Genomic DNA, 21,139 nt, shown 5'->3' on the forward strand with positions numbered 1-21,139 from the left:
ACGTGGCCGCGTCAACGTGGATCTTTCCGGCCGTGGAACGTCCTATGAGCGTTCTGAGGCGCACCCGCGCAGGTCAGGCCCTGTCCATACGCCCCTGACCCGCGAGTCATCCCCCGTTCACCCGGGCGGCCTGATTCCGCCCTGGCGTCCTTGCACGAAGGGAGTCACACGCTCACACGGAGCGGGGTCACACAGCGGTCTCCTCGGGACCGATCCGGCTGCGTACGGCCGTCTGGACCTCGGCCTCCTCGGCCGGGTCGGCGGCGAGCCGGCGCAGTCGCTCGACGACACGGGCGTCTCCGGTCTCGGCGTGCCGGGCGGCGATCTCGCGGGTGGTCTCCTCGCAGTCCCACAGGCACTCGACGGCGAAGCCGGTGGCGAAGGAGGGGTCGGTGGCGGCGAGGGCACGGGCGGCCCGGCCGCGCAGATGGGAGGAGGCGGTCTCGCGGTAGACGTGGCGGAGCACGGGTGCGGCGCAGGCGATGCCGAGCCGCCCGGCGCCGTCGACCAGGGTCCACAGGGTCGGTGCGTCGGGGCCTTCACCCCGTACGGCTTCGCGTAGTGCCGCGAGGACCAGGTCGCGGTCCTGCGCCCCGCCCCGGCAGGCGAGGACGCGTCCGGCGGCGGCGCCCAGCGCGTCCGGCCGCCGGGCCCAGCCGCGGGCCCGGTCCACGGCGGCGAGCGAACGCATGCGTTCGAAGGCGTCGACGGCGGCGTCCACGACGACCGTCGAGCCGGTGGCCACGGCGTCCTCGATCAGGACGAGGGCGTCGGGATCGTTGCCGTCGGCGAGGTAGCGCAGGGCGGTGCACCGGGCTCCGTCACTGCCGTCCTTGGCCGCCTGGATGACCTCGGCCCGGTCCTCGGGCCCCGCCACGGCGGTGAGACATCGGGCGGCCGGGACATGGAGTGCCGCGCCTCGTTCGAGGCCCTGCTGGGCCCATTCGAAGACGGCCTGCACGCTCCACCCGGGGCGGGGACCGGTCGGCCGCATCTGTCGCTGCCAGCGGTCGAAACAGCCCGTCTCATGGGCGGCACGCACGCGTGTGGCGATGGATTCGCGCGGATCCTCGGCCCACAGCCGCCACGGCCGCGGTTCGAAGGCGTCCCGGACGGTCGCCGCCAGCTCGGCGTCGCCCTCCGGATCGGCGGGGAACCGCGCGAGGACGGGTGCGGCGAGGGCGCGCAGGCCGGCGTCGTCGTCCCTGAGGGCCAGTTCGTCGAGGGCCCAGGCCCAGTTGGAGCCGTGGGCGGCGTACCTGCGCAGCAGTTCGAGCGCGTCCCGCCTGCCGTAGGAGGCGAGGTGCCCGAGGACGGCGAGGGCGAGCCCGGTGCGCGACTCGTCGGTGTCGAGGACGTCCTCGGCGTCGAAGAGATGGGCCTCGACCGCGTCCAGCTCGCCGTTCAGGTCGAGGTAGAGGCGGGCGTAGTAGAGGGAGCGGTTCTCCACCTGCCAGTCGTTGCGGGGATCGCGCAGCACGCAGTGGTTCAACGCCGTGAGCGCCTCGGGGCGCGGGGCGGTGAGCGCGTGCAGCGTGCCGTCGCCGCGGCCCCGCTGGAGCAGGCCGAGCAGCGTACCGCTGGGCGCTATGACCGGATCGAACATGGGAAACAGCCTCACATCAAGCGTCGACGCAACCGGGGACGTGTACTACCTGGCCGCGCGACAACACGTCGGAGTGCCCGCCGTTTCCTGCTTGCTGTAGACCATCTTCCTCTGCCTCTCGTCGGTGGCCCTTGCGGACCGCGTCACGGCCCGCGCGGTGCGGCAACACCTGCCCAACCATCACGTCCGTGAACCACGTCGTCATGATGACTCGGCACTTCCGTCTGCCGCGACCGAAATTTCGGCGGCCCCGTCCCGCCTCCCCCGTTTTCGTTGTCGTTCCAGGTCAGACTGGCCGGCTCAGCGCTCACCGAACAGTTCGAGCAATTCCGTCCGGCCGAACATCCGGGCGGTGTCGACCGCCGAGGGGGTGCCGGCGGACGGATCGGCGCCGCCCTCCAGGAGGGCCTTGATGACGTCCGTCTCGCCCTTGAAGGCCGCTCCCGCGAGCGGGGTCTGGCCTCGGTCGTTCACCCGGTCGGCCTCGGCACCGCGGGCCAGCAGCGCGCGTACCGCCTCGGCGTGGCCGTGGTAGGCGGCGAGCATCACGAGGGAGTCACCGCGGTCGTTGGTGAGGTTGGCCGGAACGCCCGCGTCGACGTACGCCACGAGCGCCTCGGTCTGTCCCCGCCGGGCCAGATCGAAGATCTTGGTCGCCAGCTCCACGACCTCGGGGTCGGGGGCTTCGGTCATCGGCCGGACCGCCTCTCACGTCACACGTCACGTCGGGTGCGTACGCCTGCCAGCGGTGCAGCCGTACGAGTGAATCGCCAGGGTACTGGCTCGCGCGGCACATGACCCGATGTGCCCGAGGTAAAGATCACCGCAGACCTCGCCGAGCGCAACCGCCCAGCGCGACCGAGCCGGGGACCACTCCACCAGTCGGGGGAAATAGTCCGAATTTAACCCAGTTGCACCTTTTATCGTATGGATACATCCTGTGAGCCTGGAAGTACTCATGGTGACTGTCCCCGCGAACCAGGAGAACTCAAATGATCCTCTCCATCTCAGGCGTGGTCCTGCTCGGCATCGTCGTCTTCATCTTTCTCCGCAAGGACGGCCTGAAGGCGTCGCACGCGGTGGTCGCGATGCTGTTCGGCTTCTATCTGGCGAGCACGGCCATCGCCCCGAGCATCAAGGCGGGCGGCGAGAGCCTGGCGAGCCTCCTGGGCGGAATCAGGTTCTGACGATCCCACTCCCCGTACGCATCCCGCCCGTACGCACTCTCTGGAGGCAGCAGTGGCTCGGCGCCCCCTCCCCCGCATTCTGAGCAACGGCGGCGCGCAGCTCGCCCGGAGCCGGGAGCTGGCCCGGACGGCGGCCGACAGCGCCACCGACGTCCTCCACCCGTTGATCACGATCACCCGGGGTCTGCGCCGGCTGGCAGCGGCCGGGCGGCGCAGATGGATCGAGACCCCCAAGGAGAAACGCTCGGCGCTGCTGTTCCTCGTGGCCTCCGTGATGCTGGTCGTGGCGCTGCTGCCGTACGGACCGCTGCTCGCCGCCGTCACCCTGATGGCGGCTGCGGCCTGGAAGGGCCGGGAGCGTACCCCGACGGCATCCGACGGACCCGACGAGTCGCAGACAGAACGCCTCAAGGCGCTCTACGAGGCCCTCGTGCCGTACTTCTCCACTGCCGAGGACCCCGAGCCGCTCTACGCCCACGGCAGTGCGTGGGACAAGGCCTTCCCGACCTACGCGTTCGACAGCGGCGGCCGGATCTCGCACCTGGTGGTCCGCTACCCGGCGTACTTCACCGACGGTGAGGCCGAGGCCCGCGCGCGGATCGAGCACCTGCTCGCGGCCAAGTCGGGCCGTGGCCGCGAATACCACTTCACGTGGGACGAGGAGGGCAACCAGTTGACGGTCAGCGTGCTCCTGCCGCTGCCCGTCGACATCGCCGCCCAGCGTTTCGTCACCACTCCCGGCGAGACGGTCCTCGGCTTCACCGACCCCACGCAGGTCCGGCGCACGCTCCCCCTCACCCACGGCGAGCAGCAACGGGACGTGCCCCCGGTCGTCTGGCGCACGGGCCTGCGCTCGACCGAGCCCCATCTGCTCGCCCTCGGTCAGCCGGGCAGCGGCACCTCGACCCTGCTGCGGTCCATCGCCCTGCAGGCCCTCCAGCACGGCGACGTGGTGATCGTCGACGGCGGCGGCACCGGCGAGTACGCCTGCCTGACCGGACGGGACGGCGTCCTGGCCGTCGAGTGCGGGCTCACCGGGGCGCTGGCCAGCCTGGAGTGGGCCGCGCACGAGACCGAGCGCCGCCTCATCGCCGCCAACCGTGCCCATCAGGCGGGCCACCCGCCGCCCGAGGACACCAAGCGTCCTGTGTGGATCCTCCTGGACCGCCCGACGGCGTTCACCCACCTGGCCGCCGCCGACGACCGCAAGGACCCGCAGTCCCTCCTCCAGGTCCCCCTGCGGCACGGCCGCCCGGCGAACGTGACGGTGGTGGTGGCCGACCAGCTCGACAGCGTCGACACGCTCACCGACGCCGTACGGCAGCACACCCGCGCGCGTGTGGTCCTCGGCCCGGCGACGGCCGCCCAGGTCGAGTCCGTCCTGGGCGCACCCCCGCACACCACCCCCGTCGACCAGGTCCCACCCGGCCGCGGCTACGCCCGCCTGGGCACGGGCCCGGTCCACCGCCTCCAGGTCCCGGCGACCCCCAACCCCTACGACGACGCCACGTCCGACGCCCACCGCCAGGCGGTACTGGACCTCCTCCCGCCCCGCACGACACCGGCGGACGGGGAGACGGTGCCCGATCCGGATCCGACGCAGGGAGAACCGGAGCCGGTCGAACCGGAGACGGTGCCGGAGCCCGAGCCGGCGGAACCCGAGCCAGTACCGGTACTGACGGAACCGACTGAACCGGCAGAACGAAAGCCGGTACCCGTACTGACGAAACCCTCAAAGGCGCCCTAGCCGCGGTCGGTCAGGCCAGTCCCATCGCCGCAGTTGCGGGCGCTACGCCACGAACGTACGCGGCGACTCGCCCGCTCCCACACCCCCGTCCTCCACGATCCGCGCCGCCGCGGCCAACCGCACAGCCGCCTCCTCAGCCACCGCACCCCCCACGGTGAACGGCAACCGCACATACCCCTCGAACGCCCCGTCCACCCCGAACCGCGGCCCGGACGGCACCCGCACGCCCACCCGCTCCCCGGCCTCGGCGAGCCGCGACCCGGACAGACCGCCCGTCCGCACCCACAGCGTCAGCCCGCCCCGCGGCACCTCGAACTCCCACTCGGGCAGCTCCCGCCGCACCGCCGCCACGATCTCGTCCCGGTTCTCCCGCGCCTGCTCGCGCCTCAGCTCCACGGCCTGCTCCCAACCCCCCGTACCCAACAGCCAGTTGACGGCCAGCTGCTCCAGTACGGGCGTGCCGAGGTCGGCGTACGCCCGCGCCGCGACCAGGCTGCGGATCACGTCCGGCGCGGCCCGCACCCAGCCGATGCGCATCCCGGCCCAGAAGGCCTTGCTCGCCGACCCCACGGTGATCACCGTCGACCCGGCCGGGTCGAAGGCACACACCGGCCGCGGCATCCGCACGTCCGGGTCGAGCCACAGCTCGGTCATCGTCTCGTCGGCGATCAGCACGGTCCCCGCGGACCTGGCCGCGTCGACCAGCTGCCGTCGCTGGTCCTCGTCGGCGAGCGCACCGGTCGGGTTGTGGAAGTCGGCGACGACGTACGCGATCCGGGGCGCGGCGTCCCGCAGGACCTGCCGCCAGCGGTCCATGTCCCACCCGGTGAGCCCCTCGGCCATCGCCACGGGCACGAGCCGGGCCCCAGCCTCCCGCATCAGTTGAAGGATGTTGGCGTACGAGGGCGACTCGACGGCGATGCGCTCGCCCCGCCCGGCGAACAGATGACAGATCGCGTCGATCGCCCCCATCGCCCCGGTCGTCACCATGATCTGCTCGGGCATGGTCGGGATCCCGCGCGCGGTGTAGCGCTCGGCGATCATCGACCGCAGCGCGGGCAGCCCCGCGGGATAGTCGCCGTGCGTGTGCGCGTACGGCGGCAGTTCCTCCAGCGCGCCCCGCACGGCCCGGGTCAGCCACGGCTCGGGGGCCGGAAGCGCCGCACAGCCCAGGTCGATCATCGAGCCGAGGGCCTCGGGCGGCAGGGGTTCCAGCCCACGCGCGGGCAGCGGGTTCCCGGCCGGTACGGCGGTCCAACTGCCCGCGCCGCGCCGGGACTCCAGGAACCCCTCACTGCGCAGCGCCTCGTACGCGGCGGCGACCGTCGTACGGCTGACGGACAGGGAGAGCGCGAGTTCCCGCTCGGCGGGCAGCCGGGCGGCCACCGGGACCCGCCCTTCGAGCACCAGCAGGCGGACGCCGTCGGCGAGCGCGCGGTAGGCGGGCGGCCGGCGCGTGCCGGGCCCTGCCGGGCGGTCCTGCTGGGAGTTGAGCAGCCGTGCGAGCTGCGCCGCACCCACGGCCGAGGTCCACTGCGCCATGAGAATCAGTCCACCTTCCCCGGATTGGCCATGGATGACCTCTCCATCCAAGCCACAGGGTGTCATGCAGCAGTCCACTGACACCACAGGGGGGCACATCATGGCCACGCGGCGGCGGCTCGCCCGGCGGCTGACACAGCTCTACGCCGGTCTCGCGCTGTACGGCGCGAGTTCGGCGCTGCTCGTCAGGTCGGGTTTCGGGCTGGAGCCGTGGAACGTGCTGCACCAGGGTCTCGCCGAGCTGACGGGACTGTCGATCGGCGTCGTGCTGACCATCGTGGGCGCCGCGGTGCTGCTCGCGTGGATCCCGCTGCGCCAGCGGCCGGGCCTGGGCACGATCTCCAACGTGCTGGTCATCGGCGTGGCGATGGACGCGACGCTCGCCCTGGTGCCCGACGCGCACGGCCTGGCCGTGCGCGGGACACTGCTGGTGGCGGGAATCGTCCTGAACGGCGCCGCGACCGGGCTGTACATCGCGGCGCGCTTCGGCCCGGGGCCGCGCGACGGCCTGATGACGGGACTGCACCAGCGCACGGGGGTCTCGATCCGCCTGGTGCGCACGGTCATCGAGTTCACGGTCGTGGCGACCGGCTTCGTCCTGGGCGGCACCGTCGGCATCGGCACCCTCCTGTACGCGGTGGCGATCGGCCCGCTCGCCCAGCTGTTCCTGCGCGTGTTCGCCGTCCCCTCGGCATCCGGCGGCAGCGCGGTCGTTGCCACCGGTCAACCCCGAGGAGCGATACTGCGTCCGTGACCCCGCGGATACGCCACCCCTACCTCGACCATCCCGGCCCGATCGCCTTCGCTCACCGGGGCGGGGCCGCGGCCGGCCTGGAGAACACCGCGCGGCAGTTCCGGTGCGCCGTCGAGGCGGGCTACCGGTACATCGAGACCGACGTCCACGCCACCCGGGACGGCAAACTCGTCGCCTTCCACGACGCGACCCTGGACCCCGTGACGGACGGGGCGGGCCGGATCGCCGACCTGCCGTGGCAGGAGGTGCGCCACGCGCGCGTGGCGGGCGAGGAACCGGTGCCGCTCTTCGAGGAGCTCCTGGAGACCTTCCCCGACGTGCGCTGGAACGTCGACGTCAAGGCCGAGGCCGCCCTGCCGCCCTTCCTCGACCTGGTCGGCCGGACGAACTCCTGGGACCGGATCTGTCTCGGCTCGTTCTCCGAGGCCCGCGTGGTGCGCGCCCAGCGGCTGGCCGGCCCGCGCCTGGCCACCTCGTACGGCACCCGGGGGGTGCTCAACCTGCGGCTGCGCTCCTGGGGGCTGCCGGCGGCGGTGCGCCGCTCGGCGGTCGCCGCCCAGGTTCCCGAGATCCAGTCCGGCATCCAGGTCGTGGACCGGCGTTTCCTCCACGTCGCCCACGCGCGCGGGCTCCAGGTGCACGTGTGGACCGTCAACGACCCCGAGAGCATGCACCGGCTTCTGGACCTCGGCGTGGATGGCATCATGACCGATCACATCGACACGTTGCGCAAGGTCATGGAGGACCGCGGCGTCTGGGTCTGAGACCCGGCACCTGCGCCTCCGCGCCTCCACGGGGAAGCGAGGGCACGGGTGGGTACCGACACCGCGCGGACACCGCCGGCCGACGGGGCAGCTGAGCTCAGACGCCAGCAGCGCGGCTGGTACTTCTACGACTGGGCGTGCTCCGTCTACTCGACGAGCGTGCTCACCGTGTTCCTGGGCCCGTATCTGACGTCGGTCGCCGAGTCGGCGGCCGACGCCGACGGGTACGTCCACCCCCTCGGGATCCCGGTGCGCGCCGGGTCCTTCTTCGCGTACTCGGTGTCCCTGTCGGTGATCGTGGCCGTACTGGTGATGCCCCTGGTGGGCGCCGCCGCCGACCGCACCGGCCGCAAGAAACCCCTCCTCGCGGCCGCCGCCTACCTGGGAGCCACGGCCACGACGGCCATGTTCTTCCTGGACGGTGACCGCTACCTGCTCGGCGGGGCGCTCCTGATCGTCGCGAACGCCGCGCAGTCCGTGGCGATGATGCTCTACAACTCCTACCTGCCGCAGATCGCCCCGCCCGAGCAACGGGACGCGGTCTCCTCCCGCGGCTGGGCCTTCGGCTACGCGGCCGGGTCGCTGGTCCTCGTCGCCAACCTGGTCCTGTACACCGGGCACGACAGCTTCGGTGTCTCCGAGAGCACGGCGGTCCGCATCTGCCTGGCGTCGGCCGGCCTGTGGTGGGGCGCCTTCGCCCTCATCCCGCTGACACGGCTGCGCGATCGCAGGTCCGCCGCGCGGGGGGCGGCCCTCCCGGGGTTCCGGCAGCTCGCGGCGACCGTCCGCGACATGCGCCGCCACCCGCTGACCCTCGCCTTCCTGCTCGCGTACCTCGTCTACAACGACGGCATCCAGACGGTGATCTCCCAGGCCTCGGTCTACGGCTCCAAGGAACTCGGCCTCGGGCAGTCCACCCTGATCGGCGCCATCCTGCTCGTGCAGGTGCTGGCGGTGGCGGGCGCGCTGACGATGGGCCGGCTGGCCCGGACCTACGGGGCCAAGCGCACGATCCTCGGCTCGCTGGTCGCGTGGACGGTGACGCTGGCCGCCGGGTACTTCCTGCCGCCCGGGGCGCCGGTGTGGTTCTTCGTCCTGGCCGCCGGCATCGGCCTGGTCCTCGGCGGCAGCCAGGCGCTGTCCCGGTCCCTGTTCTCCCATCTCGTCCCGCCCGGCAAGGAGGCCGAATACTTCTCCGCGTACGAGATGAGCGACCGCGCAATGAGCTGGCTCGGGCCGCTGCTGTTCGGGCTCACCTATCAGCTGACCGGGAGCTACCGGGACGCGATCATCTCGCTGGTGAGCTTCTTCGTCATCGGGTTCGCCCTGCTGGCGCGGGTTCCGGTGCGGCGTGCGATCGAAGAAGCGGGGAACCCGGTTCCCGACAGGATTTAGTATCCGGCGCGAAAGGGCTGTAGTGTACGCGTTTGGCCTGCCAGGCGTACCGTTACTGCGCGTCAAAGATGCCGAAACGCTGGGTTACATCTGCTAGTAGATGTGACAAACCGGGCGCTGGTGGGTACAACAAGGGCGGCTACGACGGCGACGCATGACCCGGAACGGGACTCGGAACGGGAATCTTTACCGCCGACCGGACGTTGACCGGATGACGACGACAGCGACACCTGTCCTGTGGGCGACAAGCCCGGGAGGCACGATTCATGAGTGAGCGAGCTCTTCGCGGCACGCGCCTCGTGGTGACCAGCTACGAGACGGACCGCGGCATCGACCTGGCCCCGCGCCAGGCCGTGGAGTACGCATGCGAGAAGGGGCACCGGTTTGAGATGCCCTTCTCGGTCGAGGCGGAGATCCCGCCGGAGTGGGAGTGCAAGGTCTGCGGGGCCCAGGCACTCCTCGTGGACGGCGATGGCCCGGAAGAGAAGAAGGCCAAGCCCGCGCGTACGCATTGGGACATGCTGATGGAGCGGCGCACCCGTGAGGAACTCGAAGAGGTCCTCGAGGAGCGCCTGGCGGTTCTGCGCTCCGGTGCGATGAACATCGCGGTTCATCCGCGAGACAGCCGCAAGTCGGCGTAAGTCCCTCCGGGGCCTGGCCGAAGTTACAGCGCGTCAAGGACCGCGGGCGCCGTACGTGAAGTACGGCGCCCGCGGTTTTTGTCGTGCACGCGCTCTTGCGGCTCCTGCCGAATGCGCCCGGACGCCGGGACGCTCAGTGGGTCAGCGGCGGGCGCGGCTCCTGCGGCGTGTCGCCCGGCTCGTCCCTGATGACCTCGCCCTGGACGACCTTGCCGTCGGGCCGGTACATACGGGCCTGCTGGAAGGCGCCGCCCAGGGTGCCCGGATCGGCCTCGCGGAGCTTGCGCTCGAAGGTGCGCTCGGCGGAGCGGCTCACGGCCTTCTGGACCGGGGGCAGCAGCAGGAGCAGGCCCACCGCGTCCGACACCAGGCCGGGGATCATGAGCAGCAGTCCGCCGAGCATCATCAGGCCGTTGCCCTCGCTGTTCGGCCGGGCCGCCGCGGGCATCACGCCGCTCTGCTGCTGTTGCACCGCCTCGGAGAGGTTGCGGAAGGCCCGCCGGCCGGCCCGCTTGATGACGACCGAGCCGAGGATGAAGCCCGCCAGCAGGACGAGGAAGACCGCCAGTCCGCTCGACGCCCCCGCGACCAGTGTCAGCAGCCAGATCTCCAGCACGAGCCAGGCGGCGATGCCCAACGGCAGGAACGTGCGCAGCCGGGAGCGCCGGGGCCGGGCGGGGGACCTGGGAGTCTGAGCGCCAGTCGTCATGCCTCCAGTGTGCCTGGCCCCGGCTCAGCACGGGATAAGGCCACGATCAGCTGTTCCTGTGAGCGGCCGGGCCGGGCAGCTGCCCGGCCTGCGGCTACGGCTTCGACGGCTTGCCGCCGCGGCCCGTGACCTTGCCGACCCGCTCCCCCACGCCCCACGCCGTGACCCGCCACAGCGCCTCGACGAGGATGTCGCGGCTCATCTTGGAGTCGCCGTGTTCGCGCTCGACGAAGGTGATGGGCACCTCGACGACGTGGTAGCCGGCCTTGACCGCGCGGCGGGCGAGGTCGACCTGGAAGCAGTAGCCCTGGGAGGCGACCTCGTCGAGGCCGAGGCCCTCCAGGGTCTCGCGGCGGAAGGCGCGGTAGCCGCCGGTGATGTCGCGCAGCGGCAGGTCGAGCGCCAGCCGGGAGTAGAGGCTGCCGCCCCGGGAGATCACCTCGCGGGACTTCGGCCAGTTCACCACCCGGCCGCCGGGCACCCAGCGCGAGCCGAGCACCAGGTCGGCGCTCTTCAGGGCGGTGAGCAGACGGGGCAGTTCCTCGGGCTGGTGGGAGCCGTCGGCGTCCATCTCGACCAGCACGCCGTAGCCGCGCTCCAGCCCCCAGCGGAAGCCTGCGAGGTAGGCGGCGCCCAGGCCCTCCTTGCCCTTGCGGTGCAGCACGTGGACGTGGTCGTCGTCGACGGTCAGCTCGTCGGCCAGCTTCCCCGTGCCGTCCGGGCTGTTGTCGTCGGCCACGAGTACGTGCGCCTCGGGGACGGCCTCGCGCACCCGGCCGACGATGCTCTTGATGTTCTCCGCCTCGTTGTAGGTCGGGATGATCACCAAGGCCGTGCCGAGCGGGCCGAACTTCCTCCCCTGGGCTCCTGCCACGAGGGTTCCGTCGCCGTCGTTCACTGATGCCCCTTCATGTCCGTACGCAGGGGTCCACCATAGTGGGCCCGGCCTGCGATGACGTGACAGGACGTTCGAATCGTGGTGTCGAATCAGCAAGACGCGGGTAAGAATGCGCCTTCGGCTGAGAGCGTACGGCGGATGGGGGCCCGGCGCCCTTCGGGCCGACCTGGGATCCGCTGGCTGCGGATCAACCGAAAGCCGTTGTCTACTGAGCGCCCGGGCCCCACCCGGGTCACACCTCCCCGACCGGCCGGAACGCTGCCTCGGCGCCGCGCCGGCCTGAGCCTGGCTCCCAGTGGCGGTGCCCCGGTGCGGCACACCGTCCCTGACCCGGCGGCGCTGCGGCGAGTGCGCGGACGTTCCCCGCCTCGGGCGTCCGGTGGTGGACTCGGCAGAACCTACCGGCCCCCTGCGGCCGCCTGTCAACAGCCGTTTGACCTGTGCATATACCGGCAAAGCCCTGGTCAGTGCGGAGGATGCGCAGGTCGCGCGACGGGGGCGCGGCGCACGATCGCATGCGCGCCACCCCCGTAGATCACTCGCCCGGCCGTACGAAGACCGTGCGTCCGCCCACCACGGTGCGCAGACAGACGGGCAGGTCACGGCCCGGGGTCAGATCGGGCAGGCCGGGGGTGCCCGAGCGGGGGTCCGTCGACCAGCGGGCGACCCGGTCGTCCGGGGCCTGGACCACGAGTTCGCCGGTGCGCCACACCGCGTAGTCGGCGGGCGCGCCCGGCGCCAGGACGCCCGCGTCGTCCCGTCCGACGGCCCGCCAGCCGCCGCGCGTGTGCGCCGTGAACGCGGCGCGCACGGAGACGCGGTGCTCCGGCGTGCGGTGGAAGGCGGCGGCCCGGACCGTGCCCCAGGGGTCGAGGGGTGTGACGGGGCTGTCGGAGCCGAATGCGAGCGGCACACCGGCACGCAGCAGCGCCGCGTAGGGGTTCAGCGCACGCGCCCGCTCGATCCCCAGTCGCTGCGCGTACATGCCGTCCTCGCCACCCCACAGGGCGTCGAAGGCGGGCTGCACGGAGGCGGTGAGACCCAGCTCGGCGAAGGCCGCGACGGTCTCGGGCGTGAGCATCTCGGCGTGCTCGACCCGGTGCCGGGCGGCCCGGACCCGGGCGAGGCCCAGCTTCTCGGCCACGGCGCGTACGCCCTCGACCACGGCGTCCACCGCCGCGTCGCCGATGGCGTGGAACCCGGCCTGGAGACCCGCCTCGGTGCAGGCAACGACGTGGGCGGCGACCGCGGCGGCGTCCAGGTAGGCCGTCCCGGTGTGACCGGCGTCGGCGTACGGCTCGTGCAGGCAGGCCGTGTGCGAGCCGAGGGCGCCGTCGACGAACAGGTCGCCCGCGGCGCCGATCGCGCCCAGCTGCCGGGCCTTGGCGACGTCCTGCTCGGCCCAGTAGCCGACGACGCGGGGACCGGGCTCCTCGGCGGCGAGGCGCAGCAGGCCGGTGAAGTCGTCCTCGGAGGAGATCTCGGGGCCGGCGCACTCGTGGACCGTGCCGATGCCGAGCGAGGCGGCGTGCGCGAGGGCGGATCGCTGGGCGTCGGTGCGCTGCCGGGGCGTCACGGCCGCGAACGCGGCGGCGCGGACGGCGTGGTGGGCATCGGCGGTGAGCGGTCCGTCCTCGCGGGGGACGCCGGGGACCAGGTCGAGCAGGGCCGTCGTGACGACCGCCGAGTGGACGTCGATCCGGCTGAGGTAGAGGGGCCGGTGGCCGGTGGCCTCGTCGAGTTCGGCTCGCGTCGGAGGACGGCCGCCGGGCCAGCGGGCGGCGTCCCAGCCGTGCCCGAGCAGCACGGGGTCGTCCGGCCGCGCGGTGGCGAAGTCCCGTACGAGGGCCAGTGCGGCCTCGAGGGAGGGGGCGGCGGACAGGTCGAGGCCGGTGAGAGCCAGGCCGGTGGCGGTGGTGTGCACATGGGCGTCCGTGAACGCCGGAGTGACCAGCGCCCCGTCCAGGTCGATCACCTCGTCGACGCCGTCCGCGAAGGCATCGGCGGCCCCCTCCGAACCGACCCAGGCGACCTGCCCCCGCTCCACGACCATGGCGGTCGCGAACGGATCGGCGGGGCTGTGCACCTCTCCACGACGGAGCAGGACGGTCTTCGGCGGGGCGGTGGACTCACTCATGGAGCACAGTCTCACAGGCCTCACCTCAACGCCCTAAAAAGGGGCGCGGGGCTGTATCGATGTGCGCCTCCGCCGCGTGGGCACAGACCGGACACGAACAACCCGCAGCCGAAGAACCGGCGGTCAGATCCTGGGCGGCCGCGCCTCGTACGGCGTGGACAGCACCACCGTCGTCCGCGTGGACACCCCCGCCAACGACCGCACCCGCGCCAGCAGTTCCTCCAGCTCGTGCGGCGTCGCGACCCGCACCTTGAGGATGTAGTTCTCGTCGCCCGCGACGCTGTGGCACGCCTCGATCTCGGGCACGTCCGCAAGGCGGTCCGCGATGTCGTCGGGCGCGCTGGGATCGAAGGGCTTGACCGAGATGAACGCGGTCATGGGCAGACCGACGGCCTCCGGGTCGACGACCGCGGCATAGCCGCGGATGACGCCACGCTGTTCCAGCCGGCGCACCCGCTGATGCACGGCCGACGTGGACAGGCCCGTGGCCTTGCCCAGGTCGGTGTAGCTCATCCGCCCGTCCTTGACGAGCAGCTGCACGATCTGTCGGTCCAGCTCCTCCATGGCGCAAGAACCTACAGTGCGGTTGATCTCCTCGGATACCTGAACGGCCCAGGCCATGGCCGGTTCGTGATCTGGCCGGCGGGCGACTGCCAGCCATCAGGGGGACAAACCCACCGCAGTGGGCACCTGCGCGCGGCATGTGACGAACGCCACAGGGCTCGAACAGTCTCCGTAATGTTCTCGTGATTACCGCCCAAGGGGGACGGGAAGTGCTTGCTGTGGTCGAGGCCGCAGTGCCTGATACGGCCCAGCCCGAGGGGGAGAACCCAATGCAGAGTCTTAAGCGCCCAGGTCGCACCGCACCCAAGCGACAGCAGCCCGTCGTCGAGCCCGAGCCGGAGGGCGTCGAACCCGACACCTTCGACGACGAGCTCGACGCCTACGACACCTTCGAGATGTACCGGGTCGTCTGCCCGGACTGCGCACAACCAATCGCCCTGCTGGCGGACGAGGAGGTCCTGCCGGAGCACGCGCTGTGCGCCTCGCCGTGGAACCCGTTCGGACTCACGGTCTGTGCCGGCACCGGCCGCAGGGCCGCGGACGCCCGTCCCGCGGACGAGTCCGTCGACCCTCAGGAGCAGGACACCGCCCTGCTGTTGACGCTCCCTCAGGGGCTCGACTGGCGGACCCAGCCCTTCTCGCACGTCGGCGGGCCGGGCTCACGCCCCATCAGGGTCCCCGTCATGCGCCGCCAAGCGGCCTGAGCGCGGGCCTTCCTCGCCCGCTCGCTCCATCCCCGTGACTGCCCCGCACCACGGCTCGCAGTCCGCCGTGGTGCGGGATCAGTGCGTCCGGATCCAGGCCGGAACCCGGACGCGGAAGCGGACACCCCAACACCCCTGAACGCACGCCCGATTCCGTCCGCGGGTGACCTGTCCGGCCTCTTCCGCGTTGCCCTGGTATGACCCCCATCTCCTCAGCGACCGGGCGTCAACGCCTCCTGTTCGTCCCGCCGCCCGCAGAATCGGTTCGGCCGACCGCACCGCGCTACCAGGACCCGCCGATCTACCGCGACCTGATGCGGGCCTGGGCCGAGGGCGGCCGCACACTCCCGGGCCGACACGACCCGGAGTGGATGCGGCTCGCGGCGCCCTGGCGGGGCCTCGACCAGTTCAGCGTCCCTCTGGACCCACGAGATGGCGGGCGATGACCATCCGCTGGATCTGATTGGTGCCCTCGACGATCTGGAGCACCTTCGCCTCGCGCATGTAGCGCTCCGCCGGGAAGTCCGCGGTGTAGCCGTAGCCGCCGAGGATCTGCACGGCGTCGGTGGTGACCCGCATCGCCGTGTCGGTGCAGTGCAGCTTGGCCATGGCCGCCTGCATGGCGAACGGCCGGCCCGCGTCCCGCAGTCGCGCCGCCGCCAGATAGAGCGCCCGGCCCGCCTCGATCTGCGTCGCCATGTCGGCAAGCATGAAGCGCAGCCCCTGGAAGTCGGCGATCGCCTTGCCGAACTGGCGCCTCTCGGTCGCGTACGCCAGCGCCTGATCGAGCGCCGCCTGCGCCACGCCGATCGCGCATGCCGCGATGCCGAGCCGCCCCGAGTCGAGCGCGGTCAGGGCGATCGCGAGGCCTTGCCCCTCCTCGCCGATACGCCGGTCGTCGGAGACGCGCACGCCGTCGAAGTGGACCTGGGCGGTGGGCGAGCCCTTCATGCCCATCTTCTTCTCGGGCGGCGCGGCACTCAGCCCCGGCGCGTCGCCGGGCACCAGGAACGCGGTGATACCGCGCGGGCCCTCCTCGCCGGTGCGTGCCATGACCGTGTAGAAGTCGGCGATCCCGCCGTGCGTGATCCAGGCCTTCGTTCCGGTGATCACCCAGGCGTCGCCGTCGCGCACCGCCTTGGTGCGCAGGGCGGCCGCGTCCGAGCCGGAGTGCGGTTCGGAGAGGCAGTAGGCACCGAGCATGCCGCCGCCGAGCATCGCGGGCAGGTGCTCGACCTGCTGCTCCTTGGTGCCGTAGGCGGCGAGCGCGTAGGAGGCCAGGGAGTGCACGCTCACGCCGAGGCCGACGGTGAGGCGGGCCGCGGCGAGCTCTTCGAGGACCTGGAGGTAGACCTCGTAGGGCTGGTCGCCGCCGCCGTACTCGGAGTCGTACGGCAGGCCGAGCAGGCCGGAGCGCGAGAGCAGGGTGAACAGCTCGCGCGGGAAGCGACCGGCGTCCTCCTCCTCGGCCGTCTTCGGGACGATCTCCTGCTGCGCGATGTCGCGGACGAGCGAGATCAGGTCCCGGGCCTCCTCCGTGGGCAATTGCCGGTCCACCGGCTGCGGGGCGCGGTCGGGCATGGCGACGCTCTCCTCCCTGTCGGGCACTGGCGGACGGGCCCGTGGGTGGGGGCGGCGCCGCCGGGTCGTTCTGGTGCCTGGCCGATGCTTGCAGTCCCGGGTCTCGGAAGCTGCTGACCAGCGGCTCTGCGCTGTGAGTATGCCCGATCGGAGGCATCCCGTCACCAGTTAACGACCGCTTACTTCAAGAAATACCCGAGTGCGCCCCGGCGAGCGAAATTGGTCCGAACCATTGACCGGACTGGTCTAGTCCTCCTACTGTTTCGCTCCACCGATTCACCGCGTTCATGCCAATCGGCACGCGTTCCCTCTCCCCATGAGGAGACACCGGATGCACACCCCCGACCGCTCCCGCTTCCGGGCCATCGTGTCCGCGGCCTGTTGCGCCGTCCTCGGCGCCGGTCTGCTGGCCGGCGCGGGCGCCTCCGCCATCGCGGCGACCTCGGCTCAGGAGGCCGCCGCCCGCGCGAAGGCCGCTCCCCAGGCAAAGGCCGCCGGCTCCAAGGTCATCGGCTACTTCACCGAATGGGGCACCTACGACCGCAGGTACCACGTCAAGAACATCGAGACGTCGGGCTCGGCGGCCAGGCTCACGCACATCAACTACGCCTTCGGCAACGTCACCGGCGGCAAGTGCGTCATGGGCGACGGCTACGCCGCCACCGACCGGGCCTACACCGCCGCCGAGTCCGTCGACGGCAAGGCCGACACCTGGGACCAGCCACTGCGCGGCAACTTCAACCAGCTGCGCGAGCTGAAGCAGAAGCACCCGAACCTCAAGGTGCTGTGGTCCTTCGGCGGCTGGACCTGGTCGGGCGGCTTCGCCGAGGCCGCGAAGAACCCGGCCGCCTTCGCCCAGTCCTGCTACGACCTGGTCGAGAACTCCAAGTGGGCCGACGTCTTCGACGGCATCGACATCGACTGGGAGTATCCGAACGCCTGCGGCGCCACCTGCGACACCAGCGGCAAGGCGGCCTTCAAGAACCTGATGCAGGCGCTGCGCGCCAAGTTCGGCTCCAAGAACCTGGTCACCGCGGCGATCACCGCCGACGCCACACCGGGCGGCAAGATCGACGCGGCGGACTACGCGGGCGCCGCCCCGTACGTCGACTGGTACAACCCGATGACGTACGACTACTTCGGCGCCTGGGACGCTGCCGGCCCGACGGCCCCGCACTCCCCGCTGACCTCGTACTCCGGCATACCGAAGGCGGACAACCACAGCTCGGCGACCATCGCCAAGCTGAGGGGCCTCGGCATCCCCGCCTCGAAGCTGCTGCTCGGCATCGGCTTCTACGGCCGCGGCTGGACCGGCGTCACCCAGTCGGCGCCCGGCGGCACCGCGACCGGCCCGGCGGCGGGCACGTACGAGCAGGGCATCGACGACTACAAGGTGCTCAGGAACAAGTGCCCGGCGACGGGGACGGCGGCCGGCACGGCGTACGCCAAGTGCGGGAACAACTGGTGGAGTTACGACACCCCGGCGACCATCGCGACCAAGATGACGTACAAGAACCAGCAGGGGCTGGCCGGCACGTTCTTCTGGGAGCTGAGCGGCGACACGGCGAACGGTGAACTGATCAAGGCCATCAAGTAGGCCTGGGCGGACCGGGGGCGCAGGGACCGTGACGGATCCCTCGCCCCCGGCTCACGCGCCCTGGCGGGCGGCCTGCGGAGCCGGGTAGGCGGGGTCCAGGTCCTCGATCGCGCGCAGGGCGCCGCCGAGCCCCTTCACCAGCAGCTCGCACATGGTCGCGCGGGGCAGTTCGGGGCGGTCGATCCATTCGAGGGTGGTGCCCTCGACGCCGCACACCCAGGCGAGCAGGCCCATCCGCGCCAGCGGGGTGATGTCGGCGCGGCCGTACGCTCCCTCGGCGATGGTGGCGACGATGGCCTCGCGCACGCCGTCACGGATGGCGTGCACCTCGGTGTCGAAGCCGACCCCGCCGCTGACGATGGTGCGGTACGCGGCCTGGTTGTGCTCGGCGTAGCGCAGATAGCTGTCGATGGTGCGCTGGACGCGGTCGACCGGGGGCAGTTCGTGTCCGCTCGCCGCCAGGGTGACCAGGTCGGTGACCGAGTCCTGGATGATGGCCAGGTAGTAGCCGCGCTTGGACTGGAAGTAGTAGTAGATCAGTCCCTTGGCGACGTGTGCCTGCCGGGCGATGTCGTCCATCGACAGGGTGTCGTAGGAGGTGTCGGCGAACAACCTCCGCCCGATCGCGATGAGTTCGGCACGGCGCGCCAGCGAGCGCTCGGTGCCGCGGGCTCTGGGACGCGCGGCAGGCTGTTGACTGATATTCAATTTCGACCCTGGTTCCAACGGGCGGCGAGGCGGGACATCCGCAGTATGGCAGGCCGGAGGGCCGGGTCGTGGGTCAGGTCACAGCACTCCGCGTCAGGTCACAGCAGCCCGAGCTGGGTCACGAGCATCGCGAGGACCACGACGAGGGTCCAGCCCGCGACATGCTCGACGATCTTCGGGCCGTCGTCCTGAGGGCCGCCGGTGCGGACGCCGGCTGCGGTGACTGAGTGCGTGGTCATGTCTTCTCGCTGGTTCGGTGGTGCGGACGGACTTCCCCGGAGGGTTCGTCCACTTTGCCACCGGGATCGGCTGGTGCGGCCGAGAGCTTGGTCACACGGGCACGCCCACGGCTGTCAGCGCCTTGCGCTGGGCCGCGGTCGGGCGTCCCGGGAAGTACAGGTAGCAGACGCCGCCGGTGCCGGAGACGACCTTGCCGGAGGCGTTGTACCGCTTGGTCCGCAGCCAGATGTTCTCGTACTCCCGCCGCCGGTAGACGCGCCGCACGGCGTCGTTGCTCTCCGAGGCGGGGTCATTGGCGATCACGTCCCCCTCGGCGGTGAAGCCGATGACGGTCATGAGGTGCCCGGCGGTGCCGTACCCGGCGCCGGTCAGCTCCTCCTTCAGGAAGGACTGGGAGGTGATGGCCGGGATGCCCGCCGCGATCAGCGTCTCCAGGTCGGTGAGCGAGCCGAGCCGGGTGACCACGGCCTGCAGGTCCTGGAACGTGGCCGCGTAGGCGGCGTTGAACGGCCAGTTGCCGCAGCCGGCGTACTGGTAGTCGTAGGTGAAGCGGGCCGCGTGGCACACCTGCGGATCGGCGTACGACGGATCCACCCAGGCCAGTTGCTCCGGGGTGAGCCGGCCGCCCCAGTACTCGATGATCATCTGGGAGGACGTCGGGCTGCACCAGGCCTCGCCGCCGTTGTCGTACTCGGGGTACTGGCCCTTGTGGATCTCCTGCGAGTACCGCGGCACGACCAGTTCCCTGGCGAGGCCGGGCGCGGACGCCGGGACGGTGAACCGGTCGGGTACGTCGGAGCCCATCGCGCCGAGCCGCCACACGGTGGGCGTGGCCTTGGTGCCGGGCTTGCGGTAGAGGGTCAGGCGCAGCCGGTAGGAGGCGAGGCGCAGGCCTGTCGACGGGTCGTCGATCGACAGGGTGTCGGTCCAGACGGTGCTCCTGCCGTCGCTCTGGTCGTCGACCGAGGTGCGCCGGATGTCCTGGTCGCCGGCCGCCCAGCGGCCCATCACGTACCAGGGGGTGCTGGTGCCGTCGGTGTAGGTGGCCTTGATCTCCGCCTGGAGCCAGGTGCCGGCCGGGGTGTGCGCGTTCCAGGAGACGATCGCCTCCGTCGCGGGGACGGCGAGCCGGTGGGCCGGGGACGTCCAGGTGCCGTACTCCCAGCGGGCGGTGGTGCCGGTGTGCGGGTCCGTGTAGCCGGTGGTTCCGGCGGGCCTCGCGATCACCACGCCCGGGCGGGCGCCCCCGACCGCGCGGGTGCCCCGGGCGATGCCGCCGTACCAGTCGCCGTACGAGGTCCAGGCCCGGTTGTCCACGGTGTGGGCCGGGACCGCGCGGGCGGGATCCGCGGTGTCGGTCGTCATGGGCTCCTCGGGGTCGGCGGCCGCCGGACCCGCGCCTGCCGTGACGGCGGCGGCGACCGCGGCGGCCAGGACGGTTCTGCGGGAGGGCTGTTCGGCTCTGCGCATGGCGGGGACCCCCGGAAGTCGGAGTCGGGCTGGGAAGCGGGGCAGGTCCGTGGCACGGTCGATCGCACGCGTGCATGCGCCACATAGGAGCACAGCCCGCCGGGTCCCGCCAGCACCTCGACCCGCGCCACGCCCACCAATATTGGCGTCGACCACTGGCACGCGCCGAGGACACCGTCGTTAGAGTGCTGCGCGAGATGAATCCGCCCTTCCGCCCCGCACCGGGCCCCGCCGTCCGCCACCTGGCCTCCCGGGTCCGCCGCCTCCGCCCTTCCTGCGGCCCGGTCCGTCTCGTCGGCGTGGACGGGCACGCCGGCTCCGGAAAGACCACGTTCGCCGAGCAGTTGGCCGTGGCGCTGGACGGCGCGCCGGTGCTGCGCCTCGACGACATCGCCACCCACGACGAACTGTTCGACTGGACCGGGCGCCTGCTGGACCAGGTGATCGAGCCGCTGACCCACGGCCGGACCGCGCACTACGCCCCCTACGACTGGCGCACCCGCCGCTTCGGTGCGCCGCGTCCCCTGCCGCCCGCTCCGGTGGTCCTCGTGGAAGGCGTCGGCGCGGGACGCAGGGTGCTGCGGCCCCACCTGGCCCTGCTGCTGTGGATGGAGCTGCCCCGTGACGAGGCCTGGGCGCGGGGACGGTCGAGGGACGGGGAGGAGCAGCGGGAGTTCTGGGACGGATGGGTCCCGGCGGAACGTCGGCATTTCGCCGACGATCCCTCGCGGCCGTTCGCCGATCTCCTGGTACGACAGCGAGAGAAGGGGTATGAGGTGGTTCCGGGACCTGCGGGGACTGTTGGACCGGACCAGTCCCTCACGCACGGTGACGGACCGCCCGCAGTGTGCTGAACTTGTGAAGGGCCTTGCGGGACAACTTGCCGGAGTGCTTC

At 71.8% G+C, this 21,139-nt stretch carries 20 protein-coding genes; 9 read left to right on the forward strand and 11 right to left on the reverse strand.

Features of this window, described 5'->3' with window-relative positions; translation table 11 throughout:
- Nucleotides 1–187: 187 nt before the first annotated feature.
- Both ACIBNA_RS33115 and ACIBNA_RS33120 read right to left on the reverse strand, forming a co-directional pair.
- A complete protein-coding gene (locus ACIBNA_RS33115) occupies nucleotides 188–1,606 on the reverse strand; it encodes a HEAT repeat domain-containing protein (RefSeq protein ID WP_399168877.1) in 1,419 nt (472 codons plus the stop codon).
- A gap of 300 nt (nucleotides 1,607–1,906) precedes the next feature.
- Entirely contained in the window at nucleotides 1,907–2,299 is a 393-nt protein-coding gene (locus tag ACIBNA_RS33120; RefSeq protein WP_399168878.1) for an ankyrin repeat domain-containing protein, read from the reverse strand.
- A gap of 299 nt (nucleotides 2,300–2,598) precedes the next feature.
- Here ACIBNA_RS33120 and ACIBNA_RS33125 point away from each other — a divergent pair, with 299 nt between their 5' ends.
- Together ACIBNA_RS33125 and ACIBNA_RS33130 are read left to right on the forward strand one after the other, a co-directional pair.
- The gene (locus ACIBNA_RS33125; protein WP_190051902.1) at nucleotides 2,599–2,793 is read left to right on the forward strand and encodes a hypothetical protein; all 195 of its coding nucleotides are present in this window, start codon (nucleotides 2,599–2,601) and stop codon (nucleotides 2,791–2,793) included.
- Between the two features lie 52 nt (nucleotides 2,794–2,845).
- Nucleotides 2,846–4,540, forward strand: a complete 1,695-nt coding sequence (locus ACIBNA_RS33130) for a hypothetical protein (protein WP_399168879.1) — start codon at nucleotides 2,846–2,848, stop codon at nucleotides 4,538–4,540.
- Nucleotides 4,541–4,582: 42 nt separating this feature from the next.
- Here the strand turns inward: ACIBNA_RS33130 and ACIBNA_RS33135 are convergent, their stop codons facing one another.
- Nucleotides 4,583–6,082 (reverse strand): PLP-dependent aminotransferase family protein, encoded by a 1,500-nt coding sequence (locus ACIBNA_RS33135; RefSeq protein WP_399168880.1) that lies wholly within the window; start codon nucleotides 6,080–6,082, stop codon nucleotides 4,583–4,585.
- A gap of 100 nt (nucleotides 6,083–6,182) precedes the next feature.
- Here ACIBNA_RS33135 and ACIBNA_RS33140 point away from each other — a divergent pair, with 100 nt between their 5' ends.
- The 4 genes from ACIBNA_RS33140 (at nucleotide 6,183) to ACIBNA_RS33155 (ending at nucleotide 9,636) form a co-directional block, all read left to right on the forward strand.
- Nucleotides 6,183–6,836, forward strand: a complete 654-nt coding sequence (locus ACIBNA_RS33140; protein ID WP_399168929.1) for a YitT family protein — start codon at nucleotides 6,183–6,185, stop codon at nucleotides 6,834–6,836.
- Nucleotides 6,833–7,600 carry a glycerophosphodiester phosphodiesterase gene (locus ACIBNA_RS33145; RefSeq protein ID WP_399168881.1) on the forward strand — a complete coding sequence of 256 codons (768 nt, stop codon included), beginning with the start codon at nucleotides 6,833–6,835 and terminating at the stop codon, nucleotides 7,598–7,600. Before ACIBNA_RS33140 ends, ACIBNA_RS33145 begins: the two co-directional genes overlap by 4 nt.
- A 48-nt stretch (nucleotides 7,601–7,648) precedes the next feature.
- Nucleotides 7,649–8,995, forward strand: coding sequence for an MFS transporter (locus ACIBNA_RS33150; protein ID WP_399168882.1), 1,347 nt, complete (start codon nucleotides 7,649–7,651; stop codon nucleotides 8,993–8,995).
- Between the two features lie 266 nt (nucleotides 8,996–9,261).
- Nucleotides 9,262–9,636, forward strand: coding sequence for an RNA polymerase-binding protein RbpA (locus tag ACIBNA_RS33155; protein ID WP_003977404.1), 375 nt, complete (start codon nucleotides 9,262–9,264; stop codon nucleotides 9,634–9,636).
- A gap of 133 nt (nucleotides 9,637–9,769) precedes the next feature.
- Here ACIBNA_RS33155 and fxsA read toward each other — a convergent pair whose 3' ends face one another.
- The 4 genes from fxsA to ACIBNA_RS33175 form a co-directional block, all read right to left on the reverse strand.
- Complete coding sequence (fxsA, locus tag ACIBNA_RS33160) at nucleotides 9,770–10,345, reverse strand: FxsA family membrane protein (protein ID WP_399168883.1); 576 nt, start codon at nucleotides 10,343–10,345, stop codon at nucleotides 9,770–9,772.
- 94 nt (nucleotides 10,346–10,439) lie between these two features.
- Nucleotides 10,440–11,243, reverse strand: coding sequence for a polyprenol monophosphomannose synthase (locus ACIBNA_RS33165; protein ID WP_399168884.1), 804 nt, complete (start codon nucleotides 11,241–11,243; stop codon nucleotides 10,440–10,442).
- Between the two features lie 535 nt (nucleotides 11,244–11,778).
- Nucleotides 11,779–13,380 (reverse strand): amidohydrolase, encoded by a 1,602-nt coding sequence (locus ACIBNA_RS33170; protein WP_399168885.1) that lies wholly within the window; start codon nucleotides 13,378–13,380, stop codon nucleotides 11,779–11,781.
- 123 nt (nucleotides 13,381–13,503) lie between these two features.
- Nucleotides 13,504–13,944, reverse strand: coding sequence for an Lrp/AsnC family transcriptional regulator (locus ACIBNA_RS33175; RefSeq protein WP_010046337.1), 441 nt, complete (start codon nucleotides 13,942–13,944; stop codon nucleotides 13,504–13,506).
- A 269-nt stretch (nucleotides 13,945–14,213) separates the two neighbouring features.
- Here ACIBNA_RS33175 and ACIBNA_RS33180 point away from each other — a divergent pair, with 269 nt between their 5' ends.
- Nucleotides 14,214–14,648 (forward strand): hypothetical protein, encoded by a 435-nt coding sequence (locus tag ACIBNA_RS33180; protein ID WP_399168886.1) that lies wholly within the window; start codon nucleotides 14,214–14,216, stop codon nucleotides 14,646–14,648.
- 408 nt (nucleotides 14,649–15,056) lie between these two features.
- Here ACIBNA_RS33180 and ACIBNA_RS33185 read toward each other — a convergent pair whose 3' ends face one another.
- Nucleotides 15,057–16,229 carry an acyl-CoA dehydrogenase family protein gene (locus tag ACIBNA_RS33185; RefSeq protein ID WP_399168887.1) on the reverse strand — a complete coding sequence of 391 codons (1,173 nt, stop codon included), beginning with the start codon at nucleotides 16,227–16,229 and terminating at the stop codon, nucleotides 15,057–15,059.
- Nucleotides 16,230–16,560: 331 nt separating this feature from the next.
- Here ACIBNA_RS33185 and ACIBNA_RS33190 point away from each other — a divergent pair, with 331 nt between their 5' ends.
- Nucleotides 16,561–17,826, forward strand: coding sequence for a glycoside hydrolase family 18 protein (locus ACIBNA_RS33190; protein ID WP_399168888.1), 1,266 nt, complete (start codon nucleotides 16,561–16,563; stop codon nucleotides 17,824–17,826).
- Between the two features lie 51 nt (nucleotides 17,827–17,877).
- Here the strand turns inward: ACIBNA_RS33190 and ACIBNA_RS33195 are convergent, their stop codons facing one another.
- The 3 genes from ACIBNA_RS33195 to ACIBNA_RS33205 form a co-directional block, all read right to left on the reverse strand.
- Nucleotides 17,878–18,534: a TetR/AcrR family transcriptional regulator gene (locus ACIBNA_RS33195; RefSeq protein WP_399168889.1), complete on the reverse strand. Its 657-nt coding sequence runs from the start codon at nucleotides 18,532–18,534 to the stop codon at nucleotides 17,878–17,880.
- A 98-nt stretch (nucleotides 18,535–18,632) separates the two neighbouring features.
- Nucleotides 18,633–18,773, reverse strand: a complete 141-nt coding sequence (locus tag ACIBNA_RS33200) for an SCO1431 family membrane protein (RefSeq protein WP_399168890.1) — start codon at nucleotides 18,771–18,773, stop codon at nucleotides 18,633–18,635.
- Nucleotides 18,774–18,864: 91 nt separating this feature from the next.
- Nucleotides 18,865–20,244 (reverse strand): peptidase C39 family protein, encoded by a 1,380-nt coding sequence (locus tag ACIBNA_RS33205; RefSeq protein WP_399168891.1) that lies wholly within the window; start codon nucleotides 20,242–20,244, stop codon nucleotides 18,865–18,867.
- A 197-nt stretch (nucleotides 20,245–20,441) separates the two neighbouring features.
- On the opposite strand from ACIBNA_RS33205, the gene ACIBNA_RS33210 reads away from it, so the two are divergent.
- Complete coding sequence (locus ACIBNA_RS33210) at nucleotides 20,442–21,098, forward strand: uridine kinase (RefSeq protein WP_399168930.1); 657 nt, start codon at nucleotides 20,442–20,444, stop codon at nucleotides 21,096–21,098.
- The last annotated feature ends 41 nt before the right edge of the window (nucleotides 21,099–21,139 follow it).

It is taken from the genome of Streptomyces sp. NPDC050164, from assembly GCF_044459945.1.
In the GTDB taxonomy this organism is placed as follows: domain Bacteria; phylum Actinomycetota; class Actinomycetes; order Streptomycetales; family Streptomycetaceae; genus Streptomyces; species Streptomyces coeruleorubidus_A.

Excerpts from the sequence above, each read along its gene's own strand:
- ACIBNA_RS33180 (WP_399168886.1), top strand. The coding sequence starts at position 14,214 with ATGCAGAGTCTTAAGCGCCCAGGTCGCACCGCACCCAAGCGACAGCAG.
- ACIBNA_RS33120 (WP_399168878.1), bottom strand. The coding sequence starts at position 2,299 with ATGACCGAAGCCCCCGACCCCGAGGTCGTGGAGCTGGCGACCAAGATC.
- ACIBNA_RS33210 (WP_399168930.1), top strand. The coding sequence starts at position 20,442 with ATGAATCCGCCCTTCCGCCCCGCACCGGGCCCCGCCGTCCGCCACCTG.
- ACIBNA_RS33200 (WP_399168890.1), bottom strand. The coding sequence starts at position 18,773 with ATGACCACGCACTCAGTCACCGCAGCCGGCGTCCGCACCGGCGGCCCT.
- ACIBNA_RS33205 (WP_399168891.1), bottom strand. The coding sequence starts at position 20,244 with ATGCGCAGAGCCGAACAGCCCTCCCGCAGAACCGTCCTGGCCGCCGCG.
- ACIBNA_RS33155 (WP_003977404.1), top strand. The coding sequence starts at position 9,262 with ATGAGTGAGCGAGCTCTTCGCGGCACGCGCCTCGTGGTGACCAGCTAC.
- ACIBNA_RS33115 (WP_399168877.1), bottom strand. The coding sequence starts at position 1,606 with ATGTTCGATCCGGTCATAGCGCCCAGCGGTACGCTGCTCGGCCTGCTC.
- ACIBNA_RS33135 (WP_399168880.1), bottom strand. The coding sequence starts at position 6,082 with ATGGCGCAGTGGACCTCGGCCGTGGGTGCGGCGCAGCTCGCACGGCTG.
- ACIBNA_RS33140 (WP_399168929.1), top strand. The coding sequence starts at position 6,183 with ATGGCCACGCGGCGGCGGCTCGCCCGGCGGCTGACACAGCTCTACGCC.
- ACIBNA_RS33125 (WP_190051902.1), top strand. The coding sequence starts at position 2,599 with ATGATCCTCTCCATCTCAGGCGTGGTCCTGCTCGGCATCGTCGTCTTC.
- ACIBNA_RS33185 (WP_399168887.1), bottom strand. The coding sequence starts at position 16,229 with ATGCCCGACCGCGCCCCGCAGCCGGTGGACCGGCAATTGCCCACGGAG.
- fxsA (WP_399168883.1), bottom strand. The coding sequence starts at position 10,345 with ATGACGACTGGCGCTCAGACTCCCAGGTCCCCCGCCCGGCCCCGGCGC.
- ACIBNA_RS33175 (WP_010046337.1), bottom strand. The coding sequence starts at position 13,944 with ATGGAGGAGCTGGACCGACAGATCGTGCAGCTGCTCGTCAAGGACGGG.
- ACIBNA_RS33190 (WP_399168888.1), top strand. The coding sequence starts at position 16,561 with ATGCACACCCCCGACCGCTCCCGCTTCCGGGCCATCGTGTCCGCGGCC.
- ACIBNA_RS33170 (WP_399168885.1), bottom strand. The coding sequence starts at position 13,380 with ATGAGTGAGTCCACCGCCCCGCCGAAGACCGTCCTGCTCCGTCGTGGA.